1 protein-coding gene is annotated in these 17859 nt (G+C 74.4%); it reads left to right on the top strand.

The annotated features are described in order from the left end of the window. Window positions 1–284: 284 nt before the first annotated feature. A complete protein-coding gene (locus tag G6O69_RS18345) occupies window positions 285–17852 on the top strand; it encodes a type I polyketide synthase (RefSeq protein ID WP_172304798.1) in 17568 nt (5855 codons plus the stop codon). Window positions 17853–17859 lie beyond the last annotated feature (7 nt).

Raw genomic sequence — 17859 nt, 5'->3', positions numbered from 1 at the left:
CAGGACCGTAGCACCAGCGCCCGCGCCGAAGCAAGCTCGAACGTCGGTCACTGTCCCTTCGATCACCTCGCGCAGGGCGCATGACCGAGCTCGGGATAGGCGCGTCAAAAGGGGGCGAGCACGAACACGACCGGGCACCCCCACACCTCCAAACGCGCCCAGAGCGGGCTTTGCATCCGCTATTCTGGACCCGCTCCAGTGAGGACCTAGGGTGCGAGCACACCACGCATCAGGTCCGAACGGGGACCAGGTACATGGTCCCGAGCGGACGAAGGATTGAGTTCGTGAGCGAACATACGAGCGACCAGAAGCTCCGTGCCTACCTCGAACGCGCCACCTCGGCGCTGCGCCAAACCAAGCTGAAGCTGCAGGAGCTCGAGGCGCGTCAGCACGAGCCAATTGCGATCGTCGGCATGTCCTGCCGGCTGCCCGGCGAAGTCCGCGATCCGGCGCAGCTGTGGTCGCTGCTGGACGGTGGTGTGGACGCCATCTCGCCCCTGCCCGAGGACCGCGGCTGGGAGGTGAAGCGCCTCTACGATCCCGATCCCGATCACGTGGGCACGACCTACACCCGCGGCGGCGGGTTCATCGACCACCCGGCGGGCTTCGATGCGCCCTTCTTTGGCATCAGCCCACGCGAGGCCGCGGGTATCGACCCGCAGCAGCGGGCGCTGCTCGAGCTGAGCTGGGAGGCGCTCGAGCACGCGCGGATCGTGCCCGAGTCGATCTACGAGAGCCGCACGGGGGTCTATGTCGGGGTCTGTTACGACGACTTCGCCCAGCTGCTGCCCTCGGCCGATGTCGCCGAGGACGGCTACGGGACCCTGGGCAATCTCTACAGCGTGGCCTCGGGGCGCATCGCCTACACGCTCGGGCTCCAGGGCCCTGCGGTGACGGTGGACACGGCCTGCTCGACTTCGCTGGTGACGATCCACCTGGCTTGCCAGGCGCTGCGCCGTGGTGAGTGCGAGCTCGCCCTGGCCGGGGGCGCGACGCTGTTCTCGACGCCCGAGCCGATCGTCGCGTTCTCTCGCCTCAAGACCCTGTCCGCCGACGGTCGCTGCAAGGCCTTCTCCGACCAGGCCGACGGGGCCGGCTGGGCCGAGGGCGCCGGCGTGCTCGTGCTCGAGCGCCTGTCCGATGCCAAGGCCAAGGGTCACCGGGTCCTGGCTCTGGTCGCGGGTACGGCCGTCAACCAGGACGGGCGCAGCCAGGGGCTGACGGCGCCCAACGGGCCCGCCCAGCGGCGGGTGATCCAGGCGGCGCTCGCCGACGCGCAGCTCGAGGCCAAGGACGTCGACGTTGTCGAGGCCCACGGCACGGGCACCAAGCTCGGCGATCCGATCGAGGCTCAGGCGCTGATCTCCACCTACGGTCGAGCGCACAGCCCCGAGCGCCCGCTGTGGTTGGGATCGATCAAGTCGAACATCGGCCACACCCAGGGCGCGGCCGGGGTCGCGGGCGTGATGAAGATGATCCTCGCCCTCGAGCACGAGCGGCTGCCGCGATCGCTGCACAGCGAGTCACCTTCGGCGCAGATCGACTGGAGCGCGGGCACGGTCCAGCTGCTCCAGACCAACCAGCCCTGGGCGCGCGGCGAGACGCCGCGGCGCGCGGCCGTGTCCTCCTTTGGCATCTCGGGCACCAACGCCCACGTGATCCTCCAGGAGGCGCCGGCGCCCGAGCAGGATCAGCCGGCGCCCGCCCCCGCCAAGGCGCCGACGCGCGCGCTGGCCTTGATGCTCAGCGCCCACGACGACGCGGCCTTGCGCGAGCAGGCCACCCGCCTGCGCGCCCACGTCGAGGCTCACCCCGAGCTGCGCCTCGCCGACCTCGCCCACTCGCTGCTCACCACCCGCGCGCAGCTGCCCCGACGCGCGACGATCGTCGCACGCTCGCGCGAGCAGCTGCTCGAGCGCCTCGCCCCCGAGCACGCTCCGCCCACGCCGCGGCCGGCTCGGATCGCCCCCAAGCTCGCCTTGCTGTTCACGGGTCAGGGCGCTCAGCGCCTGGCCATGGGCCGCCAGCTCGCCAAGGCCTACCCGGCCTTCGCCAAGCTCCTCGACTCGCTCTTCGCTCGCTTCGACGCCCTGCTGCCCACGCCCCTGCGCGAGGTGGTGTTCGCCGCCGAGGGCTCCGAGCTCGCCCAGCGCCTCGATCAGACCGCCTTCACCCAGCCCGCGCTCTTCGCCATCGAACTCGCGCTCTACCGCATGCTCTCGGTCCTGGGCGTCGAGCCCGAGCTGCTCCTCGGTCACTCCATCGGTGAGCTCGTCGCGGCCCACGTCGCCGGCGTGTTCTCCCTCGACGACGCCTGCAAGCTCGTCGCCGCCCGCGGCCGCCTGATGCAGGCGCTGCCCGAGGGCGGCGCCATGATCTCGATCCAGGCCAGCGAGGACGAGCTGCGTCCCGTGCTCGATCAACACCCCGGGGTCGACATCGCCGGCCTCAACGGGCCGATGTCCACGGTCGTCTCGGGCGACGAGCAGCCCGCCCTGGCCGTCGCCGCCCACTTCGAAGGTCTCGGCCGCAAGACCCGGCGGCTGACCGTCAGCCACGCCTTTCACTCCCAGCGCATGGCCCCGATGCTCGACGAGTTCCGCAAGCTCGTCGCCAGCTTCGAGCTGCATCCGCCCAAGATACCCGTGATCTCCAACCTCACGGGTAAGCTCGCCAGCGCCGAGGCGCTGTGCGATCCCGACTACTGGGCTCGCCACGTCCGCCACGCCGTGCGCTTCCTCGACGGCGTCCGCGAACTCGAGGCCCAGGGCGTCGAGCTCTGCCTCGAGCTCGGACCCCACGGCGTGCTCTCGGCCATGGCCGCCGGCTGCCTGTCCGACGCCAGCACCCTGGCGATCCTGCCTCCGGCGCTGCGCCGCGAGCTGCCCGAGGACGAGGCCTTCGCGGCCTGCCTGGGCGCGCTGCATGCCAGTGGCGTTGCGATCAACTGGGGCGCGCTGCTCGAGCCCTTCAGCCCCCAGGTCGTCGATCTACCGGCCTACCCCTTCCAGCGCCACCGCCACTGGCCCGAGGCCATCGAGCGCAGCTTGGACCTCGGGGCCGCTGGCCTGCGCAGCGCCGAACACCCGGTGCTCGGCGCCGCCCTGGCCGTCGCCGAGCACGACGCGCTGCTGCTGACCGGCAGCTTGTCCTTCGCGGCGCAGCCGTGGCTGGCGGATCACGTGGTCTTTGGTCGGGCGATCGTGCCCGGCACCGCGTTCGTGGAGTTCGCCTGCGCGGCGGGGCTCCGCCTCGGCCTCGACACCCTCGAGGAGCTGACCTTGGAGGCCCCCCTCGAGCTCGGCGAGGACACCAGCGTGGCCGTGCAGATCTACGTGGGCGAGCCCGACGAGCGCGGGCGCCGAGAGCTCACGATCCACTCGCGCGAGGACGACGATGATCCCCAGCGCGGCTGGATCTGCCACGCCCGCGGCCTGCTGGCGCTGTCGACCGCCAGCTCGACGCGCGCGAGCGACCCGAGCCTGAGCAGCTGGCCGCCCGCGGGCGCCGAGGCTCTCCCCCTCGACGAGGCCTACCCCACGCTGGCCGCGGCCGGCCTCGCCTATGGCCCGCAATTTCGCGGCCTGCGTTCGGCCTGGCGCAGCCAAGACGGGACGCAGAGCTTCGTCGAGGTCCAGCTGCCCGAGCCGGCCTGGCCCGGAGCCGAGCGCTACCTGCTGCACCCCGCGCTGCTCGACGCCGCGCTGCATGTCCTCGCCCTCGACGAGCGCTTGCCCGCGGGCAAGGTGCCGCTGCCCTTCGCCTGGTCCGGGGTCCACTTCGCCGTGGCCGGCGCGACGAGCTTGCGCGCGCGCCTGGATCACCACGACGACGGCTCGGTCTCGCTGACCCTCGCCGACGGCCTGGGCGAGCGGCTCGCGACCATCGATCGCCTCGCCACCCGCCCCGTGTCCAGCCACGAGCTCGACGCCTCGGCGCGCAGCAGCGCAGAGCAATTTCATCGCCTGCGCTGGGTCCCGGCCGAGCAGGCCGCGGGCGCGAGCGCGGGCCGGTGGATCCAGCTCGGGCCCGGCGCGCCGCTGAGCGCCTCGCCGGACACGCTCCCGCGCTTCGCCAACCTCGACGCGGCGCTGACCCAGGGCGAGGCCCCGGCGGTGATCCTCGCCAGCTTCATCGACGCCGGCGACGACCCGCTCGCGCTCAGCGAGGCCGCGCTCGCGCTGATCCAGCGCTGGCAGTCCGAGGACGCCCTCGGCGAGAGCGCGCTGATCTTCGTGACCCGGGGCGCCGTCGTCACTGACGAGACCCAGACCCAGCCCGAGCTCGACCTCGCCGCGGCCCCGCTTTGGGGGCTGGTCCGCAGCGCCCAGGTCGAGCTCGGCGATGTCCGCCTGAGCATCGTCGATCTCGACGCCGAACAGGGCACCGGCGACGCGGTCAGCCTCGATCTCTCCTCGCTCGAGCCCCTCGCCAGCGGCGCCCACCAGCTCGCCCTGCGCGACGGTCAGAGCCTCGAGCCTCGCCTGGTCCGCGCCCCCGCCGAGGGGCTGGCGATCCCCCCGGCCCGCGCCTGGCAGCTGGCGATCACCAACAAGGGCGCCCTCGACGGCGTGGCCCTGGTGCCCAACCCCGCGGGCGAGGCCGCCCTCGGAGCCCTCGAGGTCCGCGTGGCCGTGCAGGCCGCTGGCCTCAATTTTCGCGACGTGCTCAACACCTTGGGCATGTACCCCGGCGAGGCCGGGCCGCTCGGCCTCGAGGGCGCCGGCGTGGTCCTCGAGGTCGGCGCGGCGGTCGAGGACCTGCGCCCGGGGGACCGCGTCATGGGCATGTTCCCCGGCGCGTTCTCGTCGATCGCCGTCGCCGATCGCCGCTGGCTCGCGCCGCTACCCGCCGGCTGGACCATGGCGCAGGCCGCCGCGACCCCGGCCGTCTACCTGACCGCCTACTACGCCCTGGTCGAGCTCGGCTCGCTGCGCGCGGGCGAGCGGATCTTGATCCACGCGGCGACCGGCGGCGTGGGCATGGCCGCGACCCAGCTCGCCCGCCACCTCGGCGCCGAGGTCTTCGCCACGGCCAGCGAGCCCAAGTGGGCGACCCTGCGCGCGCTCGGCTTCGACGACGCGCACATCGCCAACTCGCGCACCCTCGAGTTCGAGGCCGCGGTCATGGCCACCACCGAAGGCGCGGGGGTCGACGTGGTCCTCGACAGCCTCGCTGGCGACTTCGTCGACGCCTCCTTGCGCCTGCTGCCCCGCGGCGGCCGCTTCCTGGAGATGGGCAAGACCGACGTCCGCGATCCCGAGCAGGTCGCGGCCGACCACACCGGCGTCGCCTACCAGGCCTTCGACCTCTTGCAGGTCGACGCCGCGCGCATCCAGGCCATGCTCCGCGAGCTGCTCGCGCTCTTCGAGCGCGGCGCCCTCGAGCCGCTGCCGCTGCGCAGCTGGGATATCCGCGAGGCCCCCGAGGCCCTGCGCTTCCTGGGCCAGGCCAAGCACATCGGCAAGGTCGTGCTCGAGTTCCCGCGCGCCCTCGATCCCCGGGGCACGGCGCTGATCACCGGGGGCTCCGGCGCGCTCGGGGCCCTGGTCGCCGAGCACCTCGTCGAGCACCATGGCCTGCGCAACCTGCTGCTGGTCTCGCGCCGTGGCCCCGACGCGCCCGCTGCCGCCGAGCTGCGCGCGCGCCTCGAGGACGCGGGCGCCCGCGTCGAGCTCGTCGCCTGTGACGTCAGCGATCGCCAGGCCCTGGCCGCGCTGCTCGCCGCAATCCCGGCCGAGCGCCCGCTGACCGCCGTCTTCCACACCGCCGGCGTGCTCGAGGACAGCACCCTCGAGTCCCTCGACGCCGACAAGCTCGCCCGGGTGTTCGCGGCCAAGGTCCCCGCCGCGCGCAACCTCGACGAGCTGACCGCCGAGCTCGAGCTCGCGGCCTTCGTGCTCTTCTCCTCGGTGGTCGGCACCCTCGGCAACCCCGGCCAGGCCAACTACGCGGCCGCCAACGCCTTCCTCGACGCCCTCGCCGAAGATCGTCGCGCCCGCGGCCTGGCGGGGATCAGCCTGGCCTGGGGACCCTGGGCCCAAGGTGGCATGGCCGCGCGCCTGTCCGAGGCGGACCGCCAGCGCCTGCGCCGTCGCGGCCTCCGCCAGCTCGCCGTGGCCGACGGCCTCGCCCTGCTCGACGAGTCCCTGCGCCGCCGCGAGGCCGCCCTGGTCGCGGCGCCCCTCGACGTGCGCGCGCTCGCGGCCAGCGACGATCCCCTGCACCCCACGCTGCGTGGCCTCGTCCGCCGGGCGCCGCGGCGCAGCGCCGGCGAGGCCGCGTCCTCGGGCGCAGCGGGCTCGGAGCTCCTGACTCGCCTGGCCCCGCGCTCCGCCGACGAGCGCGAGCGCGTGCTCCTCGAGCTCGTCCTCGGCGAGGCCGGTGTCGTGCTCGGCGCGAGCGCGTCTTCGATCCCCGCCGACCGCCCGCTCCAGGAGCTCGGCCTCGACTCGCTGATGGCCGTCGAGCTGCGCGGGCGCCTGCAAAAGGCCACGCAGCTGCGTCTGCCGGCGACCTTGCTCTTCGACTACCCCACGGCCAACGAGCTCGCGCGGATGCTCCGGGACGGGCTCGAAGAGAGCCTCGTGAGTAGCCCGAGCGCCAGCGCCAGCGCGCCGAGCCGGCCGACCAAGGCGATCACCGCGAGCGCCTCGGTCGACGACGACGCCATCGCGATCGTGTCCATGGCCTGTCGCCTCCCCGGCCACGTCGAGTCACCCGAGCAGCTGTGGCAGCTCCTCGTCGACGAGGTCGACGCCATCTCCCCCTTCCCCGCCGAGCGCGGCTGGGACGCGGACGCCCGCTTCGATCCCGCCGCCGACCGACCCGGCACCCTCGCGACCCGCGGCGGCGGCTTCATCGATCACCACGACCGCTTCGACCCCGCCTTCTTCGGCATCAGCCCGCGCGAGGCCATCGCCCTCGATCCCCAGCAGCGCCTCCTCCTCGAGCTCGCCTGGGAGTCCCTCGAGCGCGCCCGCATCGACCCCGCCTCGCTCCGCGACTCCCTGTCCGGCGTGTTCGTCGGCGTCTGCTACGACGACTATCGCCGCCTGCTCCCGGATCCCGAGCACGCCGAGGACGGCTACCCAACCCTCGGCAACATCGACTCCGTCGCCTCCGGCCGCATCGCCTACGCCCTCGGCCTCCAGGGCCCCGCGATCACCGTCGACACCGCCTGCTCCACCTCCCTGGTCACCTTGCACCTGGCCGCCCGCGCCCTCCAGCGCCGCGAGTGCGACCTCGCCCTCGCCGGCGGCGCCACGGTCTTCGCCACCCTCGACCCCTACCTCACCTTCTCCCGCCTCAAGACCCTGGCCCCCGACGGCCGCTGCAAGCCCTTCTCGGACCAGGCCGACGGCGCCGGCTGGTCCGAGGGCGCCGGCCTGCTCGTGCTCGAGCGCCTGTCCGACGCCACCGCCAAGGGCCACCGCGTGCTCGCGATCGTCCGCGGCTCGGCCATCAACCAGGACGGGCGCAGCCAGGGCCTGACCGCCCCCAACGGGCCCGCCCAGCAGCGCGTGATCAAAGCCGCGCTCGCCGACGCCAGGCTCGGGCCCGCCGACGTCGACCTCGTCGAGGCCCACGGCACCGGCACCCCCCTCGGAGATCCCATCGAGGCCCAGGCCCTCCAGGCCACCTACGGCCGCGCCCACGGCGACGACGCCCCGCTGTGGCTGGGCTCGCTCAAGTCGAACATCGGCCACGCCCAGGCGGCCGCCGGCGTCGCCGGCGTGATCAAGGCCGTGCTGGCCCTCGAGCACGGCACGCTCCCGCGCAGCCTCCACGCCGAGCAGCCCTCCGCGCACATCGAGTGGCGCGGCGGTGGCGTGGCGCTGCTCGATCAGGCCCGCCCCTGGCCGCAGCTCGCTCGACCGCGCCGCGCGGCCGTGTCCTCCTTTGGCATCTCGGGCACCAACGCCCACGTGATCCTCGAGCAGGCGCCCGCCCAGGACACGGCCGAGTCCCTGCGACCCGAGCCCGCCGCCTCGCCCGCGCTGCCGCTGATGCTCAGCGCCCACGACGACGCGGCCTTGCGCGAGCAGGCCGTCCGCCTGCGCGCCCACGTCGAGACCCACCCCGAGCTGCGTCTCGCCGACCTCGCCTTCTCCCTGCTCTCGACCCGCGCGCAGCTCCCTCGCCGCGCGGCGATCGTCGCAAGCTCGCGCGCGCAGCTGCTCGCCCGCCTCGGCGGCGAGCAGGCGCCGCCCGAGCTCGCGCCCTTCACCAGCCGCAGCGGTCCCAAGCTGGCCGTGCTGTTCACGGGTCAGGGCGCTCAACGCCTGGCCATGGGCCGCCAGCTCGCCAAGGCCTACCCGGCCTTCGCCGAGCGCCTCGACTCGCTCTTCGCTCGCTTCGACGCCCTGCTGCCCACGCCCCTGCGCGAGGTGGTGTTCGCCGCCGAGGGCTCCGAGCTCGCCCAGCGCCTCGATCAGACCGCCTATACCCAGCCCGCGCTCTTCGCCGTCGAGCTCGCGCTCTATCGCCTGCTCGAGTCCTGGGGCGTCGAGGCGGCGCTGCTCCTCGGCCACTCCATCGGCGAGCTCGTCGCCGCCCACGTCGCCGGCGTGTTCTCCCTCGACGACGCCTGCAAGCTCGTCGCCGCCCGCGGCCGCCTGATGCAGGCGCTGCCCGAGGGCGGCGCCATGATCTCGATCCAGGCCAGCGAGGACGAGCTGCGTCCCGTGCTCGACCAACACCCCGGGGTCGACATCGCCGGCCTCAACGGGCCGATGTCCACGGTCATCTCGGGCGACGAGCAGCCCGCCCTGGCCGTCGCCGCCCACTTCGAAGGTCTCGGCCGCAAGACCCGGCGGCTGACCGTCAGCCACGCCTTCCACTCCCAGCGCATGGCCCCGATGCTCGACGAGTTCCGCGAGCTCGTCGGCTCTCTCGCGCGCTCGGCCCCCTCGATTCCGATCGTCTCCAACCTCACGGGCAAGCTCGCCAGCCCCGAGGCGCTGTGCGATCCCGACTACTGGGCCCGCCACGTCCGCCACGCCGTGCGCTTCCTCGACGGCGTCCGCGAGCTCGAGACCCAGGGCATCGAGCTCGCCCTCGAGCTCGGGCCCCACGGCGTGCTCTCGGCCATGGCCGCCGGCTGCCTGTCCCGCGAGGACGACGAGGGCGAGCTCGCCCTGACGATCCTGCCGCCGGCCTTGCGCCGCGACCTGCCCGAGGACGAGGCCCTCGCGGCCTGCCTGGGCGCCCTGCATGCCAGCGGCGTCGCCCTCGACTGGGCCGCGATCCTCGGTCCCATCGACCCGCAGATCGTCGACTTGCCGGCCTACCCCTTCCAGCGCCACCGCTTTTGGCCCAAGGCCGAGGCCGGCGCCCAGACAGGGACCGCGAGCGCGGCGCTCGACCCGAGCGAGCAGGCGTTTTGGACGGCGGTCGAGTCCAGCGACGACGCGGCTCTCTCGGCGCTGCTCGACACCGACGCGTCCAAGGGCGAGGCCCTGCGAGCCGCGCTCCCGGCCCTGAGCGCCTGGCGTCGCAACCAACGCGAGCGCTCGACCATCGACGGCTGGCGGTACGTCACGAAGTGGCGCCCGCTGCCCGAGTCCTCCGGCCGCGAAGGCGGCGAGCCACCGCTGGTCCTGCTGTCCTCGGCGAGCGCCGCCGACCCGGCCCTCGCCCCCTTGCTCGACGCCCTCGGCGACGCCGCGCACCGCCTCCAGCTCGACGCAGGGAGCTCGCGCGAGGCCGTCGCCGAGCGCCTGCGCGGGCTGCTCGAGGGCCGCGAGCACGCGCGCCTGTTCTCGCTGCTCGCCCTCGACCAACGCCCCTGCCCCGGGCAGGCCGCGATCCCCTCGGGCCTGGCCGGCAACCTCGCGCTGCTCCAGGCCGTCGAGGATCTCGACGCGCGCGCCGACCTGTGGCTGCTGACCGCCGGCGCGACCTCGACCGGCGCCGCGGATCCCCTCGCCCATCCGCTCCAGGCCATGACCTGGGGCCTGGCTCAGGTCGCCTCCCTCGAGCTGCCCAAGCGGCAGATCGGGCTGCTCGATCTCCCCGCCCTCGCCGCGCTCCCCGAGGGCGCGAGCCAGCTCGCCGCCTTCGCCTCGCGCGTCGTCGCGGCCACCGAGCGCGACGACTACGAGGCTCAGCTCGCCCTGCGCGACACCGGCCTGTTCGCTCGCCGCGTCGCCCCCGACCTCCGCAGCCCCGGCTCGCGCAGCTTCGTGGCCCGCGGGACCGCGCTGATCACCGGGGGCACGGGCGCCCTCGGCTCCAAGGTCGCCCGCTGGCTCGCCGAGCGCGGCGTCGAGCGCATCGTGCTGACCAGCCGCCGCGGGCCGCAGTCCCCCGGCGCCGCCGAGCTCGTCGCCGAGCTCGAGGCCCTCGGTCCTCGGGTCAGCGTCGTCGCCTGTGACACGGCCGACGCCGCGGCCTTGTCCGCGCTGCTCACCGAGCTCCAGACCAGCGAGCCCCCCCTGCGCTCGGTCTTCCACGCCGCCGGGGTCGCCGGCGCGTTCACGCCCCTCGTCCAGCTCGATCCCCAGACCCTGGCCGAGACCGTCGCCGGTAAGGTCGTCGGCGCGCGAGTGCTGAGCGAACACGAGGCGCTCGAGCTCGACGCCATGGTCTACTTCTCGTCGATCTCTGGCGTGTGGGGCAGCGGAGACCAGGCCGCGTACTCCTCGGGCAACGCCTACCTCGACGCCCTCGCCCTGCACCGCGCCGGCCGCGAGCTCCCGGCGACCGCCCTCGCCTGGGGCCCCCTCGGCGGCGGCGGCATGGCCGACGAAGAGGCCATGCGCCACCTCGGTCGCCGCGGCCTGCGGGCCATCTCGCCCGCGCAGACCCTCGCGGCGCTCCAGGCCGTGCTCGAGGACGGACGCAGCCAGGTGACCGTGGTCGACATCGACTGGGAGCGCTTCGCTCCGGCCTACGCCGCCGCCCGCCCGCGCCCGCTGCTCGACGAGCTCCAGCCCCAGCAAGACGAAGACACGCCCGCCAGCGGCCCCGAGCGCGCGGGCTCCCCCCTCGCCGCGGGCGTGGCCGCGCTGCGCGAGCTCCCCGAGGCCGAGCGCCTGCGCCGGCTCATCGCCCTCGTGCTCGGCCAGCTCGCCAAGATCCTCGGCGTCGAGGATCCCGGCAGCCTGTCCCCGCGCACCGGCTTCTCCGACCTCGGCCTCGACTCGCTCATGGCCGTGGAGTTCCGCCAGCGCCTCCAGCGAGAGACCGGCCTGCGCCTTCCGGCGACCTTGGCCTTCGACTACCCGAACGGCGAGCGCCTCGCTCGCATGCTCGAGACTCGGCTCTTCGTCCAGGCGGCCGAGGCCCCCCGCGACCCCGCCAAGGCAGACGCCCGCGAGCCGGCCGTGGCCGAGGATCCGATCGCCGTCGTCGGCGTCGGCCTGCGCCTGCCCGGCGGGGTCGACGATCTCGACAGCCTGTGGGCCATGCTCTGCGCCGAGACCGACGCCGTCGCGCCGATCCCCGCCTCGCGCTGGGACGTCGACGCCTACTACGACCCCGATCCCGAGGTCATGGGCAAGACCTACGCCCGCGCGGCGGGGCTGCTCGATCGCGTCGATCGCTTCGACCCGACCTTCTTCAACATCAGCCCGCGCGAGGCCGCGGCCATCGATCCCCAGCACCGGCTGCTGCTCGAGGCCAGCTGGGAGGCCCTCGAGCACGCGGGCGTCGTGCCTGCGCGCTTGCTCGACTCTCAGACCGGCGTGTTCGTCGGCATCGGGCCCAGCGACTACGCCATGCAGCACGGGCTCAGCGAGGGCGACGCCTACAGCTTGCTCGGCACGCACATGTCCTTCGCGGCCGGGCGTGTCGCCTTCACCTTGGGCCTCCAGGGTCCGGCCCTGTCCGTGGACACGGCTTGCTCGTCCTCGCTGGTCGCCCTGCACCTCGCCTGCCAATCGCTCCAGGCCGACGAGTGCAGCCTCGCCCTGGTCGGCGGCGTCCAGGTGATCTCCGCCCCCGACAGCTTCATCGCCCTCTCGCGGACCCGGGCCCTCGCCCCCGACGGGCGCTGCAAGACCTTCTCCGAGAACGCCGACGGCTACGGGCGCGGCGAGGGCGTGGTCGTGCTCGCGCTCCAGCGCCTGTCCGCGGCCGAGGCCGCCGGGCGCCCCGTGCTCGGGCTGATCCGCGGGACCGCCGTCAACCACGACGGTGCGAGCAGCGGGATCACGGCGCCCAACGGACCCGCGCAGCAAAAGGTCCTCCGCGCCGCCCTGGACGCGGCCGGCCTGAGCCCCGCCGAGGTCGACCTCGTCGAGTGCCACGGCACCGGCACCTCCCTGGGCGACCCCATCGAGGTCCAGGCCCTGGCCGCCGTCTATGGCGAGGATCGCCCCGCCGAGCGCCCGCTGCTGCTCGGCGCGATCAAGACCAACATCGGCCACCTCGAGTCGGCCTCCGGCCTCGCCGGCGTCGCCAAGGTGCTCGCGGCCATGCACCACGCCGAGGTGCCCGCGACGCTGCACGCTCAGCCCCGCAACCCGCACATCGACTGGGACGCGATGGCCGTCGAGGTCGTCGACGCCCGCCGGCCGTGGCCCTCGCGCGGTGCCCCGCGGCGCGCCGGCGTCTCGGCCTTTGGGCTCTCGGGGACCAACGCCCACGTGATCCTCGAGCAGGCGCCCACCCGCGAGCCCGCCAGCGAACCCGCCCGAGCCCAGGTCCCCGCTGACACACTCGAGCGCCCCCTGCCCTTCGTGCTCAGCGCGCGCAACGACGCCGCCTTGGCCGAGCAGCTCGCCCACCTGCGCGCGCACCTCGACGCGCACCCCGAGCTCCCCCTCGACGACCTCGCCCACGCCCTGCTCCAGGCGCGCTCGCACTTCGAGCGCCGCGCGGCCGTGGTCGCGAGCACCCGCGCGCAGCTGCTCGCAGGCCTGAGCGCCGAGCCCACCTCCAGCCTCGCCCACGCCGACCCCAAGCTCGCGCTGCTCTTCACCGGTCAAGGTGCCCAGCGCGTCGGCATGGGCCGCGAGCTGTCCGCGGCCTACCCCGAGTTCGAGCGCGCCTTCACGGAGATCTGCGCGGCCTTCGACCGCCACCTCGAGACCCCTCTGCGCGAGGTGATCTTCGCCGCCGAGTCCGACGCCCTCGACCGCACGGCCTACACCCAGCCCGCGCTCTTCGCCCTCGAGCTCGCGCTCTTCCGCCTGCTCGAGTCCTGGGGCCTCGTCCCCGCGCTCCTGCTCGGCCACTCGATCGGGGAGATCGTCGCGGCCCACGTCGCCGGCGTGTTCTCCCTCGACGACGCCTGCACCCTGGTCGCCGCCCGCGGTCGGCTGATGCAGGCCCTCCCCGAGGGCGGCGCCATGATCTCGATCCAGGCCGCCGAGGACGAGGTCCAGGCCGCGCTCGCCGAGCACCCCGGGGTCGACCTCGCCGGCCTCAACGGGCCGATGTCCACGGTGATCTCCGGCGACGAGGCCCCGGCCGTGGCGCTCGCCGAGCGCTTCGCGGCCCAGGGTCGCAAGACTCGCCGGCTCACCGTCAGCCACGCCTTCCACTCGCGGCGCATGGAGCCGATGCTCGACGACTTCCGGGCGATCGTCTCCAGCCTCGAGCTGCGCCCGCCCGTGATCCCGCTGGTCTCCAACGTCACGGGGACCATGGCCAGCGACGCGCAGCTGACCTCGCCCGACTACTGGGTCGAGCACGTCCGCGCCGCCGTGCGCTTCGTCGACGGCGTCCGCGTGCTCGAGCAACGCGGCGTGACCATGGCCCTCGAGCTCGGCCCCCACGGCGTGCTCTCGGCCATGGCCGCCGGCTGCCTGTCCGACGACGGCGACGCTGCCGGCGACACCGCGCTGCGCCTACAGACCTCGCTGCGCCGCGACCTCCCCGAGCCCGAGGCCCTCGCCCAGGCCTTGGCCGCCCTGCACTGCCACGGCGTCGCCCTCGACTGGGGCGCCGTGCTTGCTCCGCACCCGCTGCGCGCCCTCGACCTGCCCACCTACCCCTTCCAGCGCGCGCGCTACTGGCTCGCGACCGCCTCGCGCGGCGCTGGGGATCTCTCGTCGGCCGGGCTCGGCGCGAGCGAGCACCCCCTGCTCGGCGCCCTGACCGAGCTCGCCGACGGTGGCCTGCTGGCGACCGCCCGCCTCGACCTCGCCCGCGCGCCCTGGCTCGCGGACCACGTCGTCTTCGACCACGTGCTCTTCCCGGGCACCGGCTTCTTGGACCTCGCGCTCACGGCCGCCGCCGAGCTCGGCGAGCCGAGCATCGACGAGCTCTCGCTCGAGGCCCCGCTGGTCCTGCGCGCCGGTGAGGGCGTCGACCTCCAGCTGGCGATCGCGGCCCCCGACGACGAGGGTCGCCGCGTGCTCACGATCCATTCCCGCGGCGAAGCTGGCTGGCTGCGCCACGCCGCCGGGAGCCTGCGCGCCCCCACCGAGGCCCCCGCCGACTTCGAGCTGCGCACCTGGCCGCCGGCGAAGGCCGAGGTCATCGAGGTCGAGGGGCTCTACGAGCGCCTCGCCGACATCGGCCTGGCCTACGGGCCCAGCTTCCGCGGCCTGCGTCGAGCCTGGCGCCTCGGGGAGCAGCTCTTCGCCGAGGTCGAGCTCGAGCTCGAGGACAGCGGCGACGCCGAGGGCTTCGCCCTTCACCCCGCCGCGCTCGACTCGGCCCTGCACCTGCTCGCCCTCGCCAAGGGCGAGCTCACCGAGCAGGTCGAGCTGCCCTTCGCCTGGTCCGCCGCCCGGCTGATGGCCACCGGCGCCGCCAACTTGCGCGTGCGCCTGCGCCCCGGCGAGTCTGGCGTGGCCCTCGACATCGCCGATGCCACCGGTCAGACCGTGGCCAGCGCCCACCTGCAGACGCGCCCGGCCGCCCCCGCCGACATCCGCAACGCCCTCGCGCGCGCGCAGACCACCTCGCTGTATCAGCTGCGCTGGACCGCCCAGCCCCTGCCCGCCCAGGCTCGGCGCCCCGACGCCCTGCTGGTCACGGCTCGGCACGCGGGTGCGGACGCGCCCGGGCTCCTGGGTCTGCGCGCCCACGCCACGCTCGACGAACTGCTCGCCGCCGGCAGCCCGCAGCGACTGCTGATCTCGACCCTCGACGACGGCCTCGAGAGCCCCCTCGACGCCAGCGCGGCCGCCCTCGAGGTCCTCAAGCAGGTCCTCGCCGACGAGCGCCTCGCGGAGGCCCGCGTCACCTTGCTGACCCGCAACGCCGTATACGCCGAGCTGGCGGCCGCCGCCGAGCCGGCGGCCGCCGCCGAGCAGGACACGCGAGCGCCAAGCGCGGCCTTCGACCTCGCCCACGCGCCGCTGTGGGGCATGCTCCGCGCGGCCCAGGCCGAGCACCCCGACCGCGAGCTGGCGATCCTCGACGTCGACCTCGACGCCGCCGCGCTTGCCCAGCCCGCCGCCAGCGAGCGCCTCGCCAGGGCCCTGGCCAGCGACGAGCCGCAGCTGGCCGCGCGCGGCGAGGCCCTGCTCGCCCCGCGCCTCGCCCCCGCGAGCGCCCCCGATCTGCTGCTCCCGCCGCCCGCGGCCCGGGCCTGGAACCTCGACTCCTCGGCCAAGGGGACCCTCGAGAACCTGCTCTTCGTCGACGCCTCCGAGCTCCTCGACGATCCCCTGCCTCCGGGTCACGTCCGCATCCGCGTGCGCGCCACGGGGCTCAACTTCCGCGACGTGCTCAACGCCCTGGGCATGTACCCCGGCGACCCCGGCCCGCTCGGCTACGAGGGCGCCGGCGTGGTCGAGGCCGTCGCCGACGACGTCACCGACCTGCCCGTGGGCACCGCGGTGTTCGGCCTGCTGCGCGCGGGCTTCGGCTCTCACGCGATCATCGATCGCCAGCTCGTCGCCCCGGTCCCCCGCGGCTGGAGCTTCACCCAGGCCGCCTCCGTGCCGCTGGTGTTCCTCACGGCCTACTACGCCTTCACCGATCTCTCGGCCCTGCAGCCCGGCGAGCGCGTGCTGATCCACGCGGCGACCGGCGGCGTGGGCATGGCCGCGACCCAGCTCGCCCGGCACATCGGCGCCGAGGTCTTCGGCACCGGCAGCACGCCCAAGTGGCCCACGCTGCGCGCGCTCGGCTTCGACGACGCGCACATCTCGAACTCGCGCACCCTCGCCTTCGAGCAGGACTTCATGGCTGCCACCGGCGGCGAGGGGGTCGACGTCGTCCTCGACGCCCTCGCCCACGAGTTCGTCGACGCCTCCTTGCGCCTGCTGCCCCGCGGCGGCCGCTTCTTGGAGATGGGCAAGACCGACGTCCGCGATCCCGAGCAGGTCGCCGCCGCGCACCCCGGAGTGCGCTACACGGACTTCGATCTGATCGACGCCGGGCCCGAGCGGATCCAGGAGATGCTGCTCGCGCTCTTGCCTCTCTTCGAGTCCGGCGCCCTCGAGCCGCTGCCCACCAAGATCTGGGATCTTCGCCGGGCGCCCGAGGCCTTCCGCTTCGTCGGCCAGGCCAAGCACATCGGCAAGGTCGTGCTCGAGGCCCCGCGCGCCATCGACCCCGAGGGCGCGGTGCTGATCACCGGCGGCACCGGTGCCCTCGGAGCGCTGACCGCCAGGCAGCTGGTCGAGCGCTGGGGCGCCCGCCACCTGGTGCTGACCTCGCGGCGCGGACCCGATGCCCCGGGCGCCGCCGAGCTCACGGCGGAGCTCGAGGCCCTCGGCGCCTCGGTCGAGATCGCCGCCTGTGACCTCGCCGCGCGCGAGGCCATCGCCGCGCTGTTGGAGCGGATCACCAGCGAGCGCCCGCTGACCGCCCTGATCCATGCCGCCGGCGTGCTCGATGACGGCATGCTCCTCGACCTCGACCGCGAGCGCCTGGCCACGGCCTTCGCTCCCAAGGTCGACGCCATCGCTCACCTCGACGCGCTGACCCGCGACCAGCCCCTGGCCCACTTCGTGGTCTTCTCGTCGATCTCCGGGACCATGGGCTCCGCCGCCCAGGCCAACTACGCGGCCGCCAACGCCTACCTCGACACGCTCTGCGCCCGTCGCCACGCCCTCGGCCTGCCCGCGACCAGCCTGGCCTGGGGCCCCTGGGCAGAAGGAGGGATGGCCGCCCGCCTGTCCGCCGCCGACCGGGCGCGGATGAAGCGACAGGGTCTCCCGCCCCTGTCCTTCGCCGAGGGCACCAGCTTGCTCGCGACCAGCCTCGCGCACCCCGACCCGGTGCTGATCCCCGTCCACCTCGACCTCGCGGCCCTCGGCCAGCGCGCCCACGAGCTCCCCGCGATCTTCCGTGGCCTGGTCCGCGCCGCCCCCCGGCGGGCCAGCGCCCACGGCCAGGCCGAAGCGGTCTCGCTCGCCGAGCGGCTGCGCGCCCACGACCCCAGCGAGCGCGAGGGCCTGCTGCTCGAGCTCGTCCAGCTCGAGGCCGCCACGGTCCTCGGCCTCGGCGACCCCGCGTCGATCCCCGCGGATCAGCCCCTGCGCGGCTTTGGCCTCGACTCGCTGATGGCCGTCGAGCTGCGCAACCGGCTGCAAAACGCCAGCGGCGCCCGGCTGCCGGCGACCTTGACCTTCGACTATCCCACTCCCGAGCAGATCGCCGGCTTCTTGCTCGACAAGCTCGACCTGCGCGACGCGGCCCCCACGACCGCCGCCGCGACCACCCCGGGCACCAGCCCCGACGCGGACGCGAGCGCGATGTCCGACGACGAGCTCCGCGAGCTGCTCGCGCGCCTGCCCCTCGACGCCCTGCGTGCGCAGGGCCTGCTCACCCAGCTCCTCGCCCTCGCCCCGAGCGCCGGCAAAGCGCCCGCCCCCGAGAACGAGCCCGAAGGTGAGGACGACGCGGGCGAGGCCCTCGACGACATGTCCCTCGACGACCTCGTCGCCCTCGCCCTGGGCGATGATGACGACGACGACGACGACGACGACGATGACTGATCTCCGC

The sequence above is a fragment of the Pseudenhygromyxa sp. WMMC2535 genome (assembly GCF_011083025.2).
Note: the sequence above shows the minus strand (reverse complement) of the source record. Positions and strands in the feature narration are given on the sequence as shown.